Genomic DNA, 4,076 nt, shown 5'->3' on the forward strand with positions numbered 1-4,076 from the left:
AGCCGGTCAGCACCATCCAGATCACCCCGCTCCAGCAACCGCCACGCCTGAACCGTCGGCCCAGCAACCCAACCAACACCAGTGCCGCGGGCGGGTGTGGTGAGATCGCCGAGCTGACGTGTCATCTCCTCCGCGCGTTCGGGCGCAATGGCGATGGCGCGGGCCAGCAGCTGCCGCGCTTCAGGAAGCCGGTTCTGCGACTTGCGGATGATGGCGATGCCAATGATCGCCTCCGTGTCGTTGGGCTCGAGCGCCAGCGCTTCGTTGAAGCGCCGCTCGGATTCCGCGAGCTGCCGCGAGCCCATCGCCTCCCAGCCTAGAAGGCGGGCCGTCGTGGCCGGCGTGGCGCCGCCTTCGAGCGCACGCTGCGCCTTGGACTCGAGCTCGCGATCATTGGGATACATTGCCAGATACTGCTGGATGCGCGTCGCGGTCTCGGGATCGTCGCCCAACCACAGCAGGGACTGCCTCCAGGCGAGCCGCGCCGCTTCACGAACCCCGCGCCGCTGCGCCAGCTGCTGGAGCATGTCGACACCTTCGGTGCGGGTGTCCTCCCGATAAGTGAGGATCTGCGCATAGGTCAGCGCCAGACGCTGGTCGCTGGGATTCGCCGCCGTCCGCTGGCTCAGCTGCTGAACCGCCTCGCGGTAACCGGACTCCGACGAGCCCGCGAGGACCTGATAGTATTCGGACGCCAGGACGGACGGCACATTGCCGCCGCGGAAGAGCTCCCGGTATCGCGCCACCGCCTCGGCGCCGCGGCCCGCCGCCGCAAGACCCCGGGCAGAAGCCAGCACCTCCGCATCCTCGTTCATCAGACGCACCAGCTCCGCCACCCGAGGCAGCCGAGGATCCTGCGGCGAAACACGCCGCAGCTGCGCCAGATACCGCTGCGCCGACGACGACTGGTTCGCCAGCGCCGCCATCTCCACCGCACCGGCCAGCGCATCCACATTGTTCGGCTCCACCGCCAGCAGGCGCTCATAAGCCTGCAGCGCGCGCTCGGGCTGCCCCTGCTGCTGCCAGAACTGCGCCTGCTCGACGAGGTTCGTCGTCGCCGCGCCACCCGACATCCGGGCGTTCGATTGGGCCAGCGCGGGCGGCGAAACCGTGGAGAGCAGCAGGGCAGCAACCGGCAGAGCTCGAGACACCATGACTCGTATCAAAATGACTATTCCGTCCTAATCGCCGTTGCTGTGCCTGGATGGCGCTGACCTTAACCGCGGGCGAGCGCCATGCTCGCGGTAACTCTCTTCCCGGTTTGGAAGATCACGCCCCGACGAGCCTGCGAATCTCCGAGATGAAAAGATTGTTCGCCATCGAGGATTGATTCCACGCCGAGTTGTTCGGTGGCGTGGCGAGATCCTGCTCAAGCAGGTTCCATACGATCGCGCGCGGCCTCTGCTGGCGGAAGGAAAGGCTCTTCAGATACTCCAGCATGGCGAAATAGGGGCCCTGATTGTTGGGCTTCCACGAAAGCGCGACGGGACGCAGAAGCTGGTTCGAAAGCACAGGCTGAAAGCCGAAGCGCGGCTGGACGTTGCTGGTGCCGACGATCACCACGTCGGCCGAGTCGTCCTCGACGAGCGCCGCCGGACCTTCCGAGGGCAGGATCTGGCGAATCCAGGATTCCTCAGAAGCAAACTCGGCGCGCCGGTTGGCCGGCACGTATTGCACGAGGTTGCCGCCTGCCATCACCATCCGCCGCAACTCGCCGAGCCGCAGGCCCGGGCGCGGGCTGGGCGGCATGCCGAGTTGCTCGCGCATCTGCTTCGCGATCTCGACCGCCGCGACCTCGGCACCGATCGGCGTCCAATGGGTGTCGGTCTTGAAGAAGAGCTGCAGGTTGGGCTGGGCCTGCACCGCCTGCTGAAAGCGCGTCTCGAGATCCGGAACCAGGGCACCCGCACGGCGCATCTCGGCCGAGGCCTGGGCATAGCGCCGCTCGATGTCCGGCGCGATGCGCATGCCCGCAGGCATGAACTGGTGCACGAGCTTCGCGCGTGAAGGAATGCAGCAGATGACGACATCCATCCGCCCCCCACGCAGGGCGATGATGGCTTCCGAAATGATCTGCAGAGTCTCGCGGAAGGCGGGAACATCCAGGCGCTGCAGCCGGTCCCAGACCGGGAAAAGCCACCCCTGCTGCCCGATATCGACGAGCGAGCGCGGCTGAGCGAGCGCAGCCGTTCCCGCGATGCTCAGGGGAGCCGAGAGCAAAACCCGGCGAGCGACGGAAACCCTCTTCATCGCTAAACGATTCTCCAAGCCCGGCCAGCGGGTTCTACCGTAGAGTGTCCCTTCGCGTCGCGGAATATCGAACGCCTCATCGCAGGATCCGCCCCAGGTGCGGCTCGATCTGGGCCGAAAGCCGCTCGTAGCCCGCGGGCGAAAGATGCACCCCGTCGGGCGAGATCGCCGGCGACAATTGCCCCGTGGCATCCAGCAGGGCCGGCCCCGGATCGGCGAAGAACACCCGCTGATTGTCGGCGCAGACAGCGATGAGCTGGTTCACGCGGGCCACCAGCGGACGCATCGGATCAGTCGGACTCGCACCGCGCGGCAGTATCCCGAGCAGTAGGATCTTGACCTGCGGCCCGGCCAGCTGCTGCAGCTTCGCGATCACCTCTGCGATGCCGCCCGCCACGTCTTCCGGCCGCGAGCCGAGGCCGAGATTGTTCGTGCCGATCAGCAGCACGATCGTGGCCGGATGCAGGCGCGCGGGCCAGTTGCCATTGTCCAGCCGCCACAGCGTGCCCTGCGTGGCATCGCCGCCCACGCCGAGATTCACCGCCGCGCGCCGGCCATAGAAGCGCTGGAACACGCCCGGGTCCCACCACTGCGTGATGGAATCGCCCACGAAGGCGAGCCGCGCGCCCGAGAGATCATAGGGCCGCAGCCGCTCGGTCAGCTGCTCCACACCCGTGCGCCAGGGCGGCCAGTACAGTCGCTCCGGCGTGGCGTCGCGCGGGCGCGGCACAGGCGTCTGGCACGCGGCATCGGCCAGTTGCGGCACGGCCAGCCAGGCGGCGAGCAGCACACCGGCCCATTTCAGAACTCGTGTCACGACATCACCAAACCGGCCTGGCAGCACCGAGCGGGAGCTGAATCCATTCAGGCTGGCCGCCGACCAGGCTGGAAGGCATGGGATCGCTGGTATTCGGGATCGGGTAGCGCGCGCCCTCGTAGAAAGGCCGCAGGTCGGAGCGCGGGCGGTCGAGACGCCAGCGCAAATAGAGGAAGCCCGTCGTATCCTCGTAGTCGCCCACGCGAACGTAGCGGGCAGCACCGCCGACGCGCAGGTTCGGATTGATCGCGTATTCCAGGTTCGCGAAGATTCCGCCCGTGATGCCAGAGCTGTGAACCGCGCTCACCCGCGTGTTGATCGTGTTGTCGATCTGCGCCAGCGCCTCGAGCTGCGACTGCATCGCGCCGTTCGTCGGGAAGGCGGCGCTCGAAGCCGCACGGTAGCTCTGATAGCCGACCGAGCCGATGGTTCTGAACGACCAGTCGCCCCATTGCGCGCGGTAATCCGCCTGCACCTGGCCGACCACGCTTTGCTGCGGGCTGAAGTAGCCGCCCTGGCCGAAGGTGAAGCCGCTGAGGTTGCGATCGTAGCCGGTGTAGAAGGCGCCGACCGCCAGCGTCAGGTTCTGATGCGGCTGGCGCAGGACCGAGTAGTAGGCGCCCACGCTCGCATCGATCTGCGAGTTGGTTTTGACGTTCTGGCCCTGGACCGTATAGGCGGCCACGCCCGCAAAGGCGCCCCAGCGCCCGGTGGGGATATACTCCAACTGGACGCGTCCGCCTGTTCTGACGACGCCGCCCCAATTGGTGACCCAGTCCTTCTCGCGCAGTCCTGCATAGGACAGCAGGCTGTCCGTCACCGCCCGCCGCTCGAAGGTCAGCCGCACCCGCCACTGTTCGTTGATCCGCGGAACCACCTCCGCACCGCCCACCACCGTCGGGTTCGCAAAACCCATCGGCGTCGAGCCGATATCCGCACGGAAGTTGTTCCGCATATACGTCAGACGCAGCGCGTACCCATCCACCGCCGCATTCGGACGGCGATAATC

The 4,076-nt window shown here is 66.9% G+C and carries 4 protein-coding genes; all 4 read right to left on the reverse strand.

The features are described 5' to 3' along the window. On the reverse strand, nt 1-1,166 hold a 1,166-nt coding region (locus WJM96_RS22795), incomplete at its 3' end, for a tetratricopeptide repeat protein (RefSeq protein WP_424814859.1). A gap of 103 nt (nt 1,167-1,269) precedes the next feature. Beyond that, complete coding sequence (locus tag WJM96_RS22800) at nt 1,270-2,442, reverse strand: alginate O-acetyltransferase AlgX-related protein (RefSeq protein WP_424814860.1); 1,173 nt, start codon at nt 2,440-2,442, stop codon at nt 1,270-1,272. Then, nucleotides 2,327-3,067: a GDSL-type esterase/lipase family protein gene (locus WJM96_RS22805; protein WP_424814861.1), complete on the reverse strand. Its 741-nt coding sequence runs from the start codon at nt 3,065-3,067 to the stop codon at nt 2,327-2,329. The genes WJM96_RS22800 and WJM96_RS22805 overlap by 116 nt, the downstream gene beginning before the upstream one ends. Nucleotides 3,068-3,071: 4 nt before the next feature. After that, nucleotides 3,072-4,076, reverse strand: a 1,005-nt coding sequence (locus tag WJM96_RS22810; protein WP_424814862.1) for a cellulose synthase subunit BcsC-related outer membrane protein, incomplete at its 5' end; no start/stop codon positions are given.

Origin of the sequence: Roseococcus sp. YIM B11640 (genome assembly GCF_049727625.1) — a bacterium.
Taxonomy (GTDB): Bacteria; Pseudomonadota; Alphaproteobacteria; order Acetobacterales; family Acetobacteraceae; genus Roseococcus.

Coding starts and splice junctions, on each gene's coding strand:
- WJM96_RS22800 (WP_424814860.1), bottom strand. CDS start 2,442: ATGCCACGGGGCAATTGTCGCCGGCGATCTCGCCCGACGGGGTGCATC.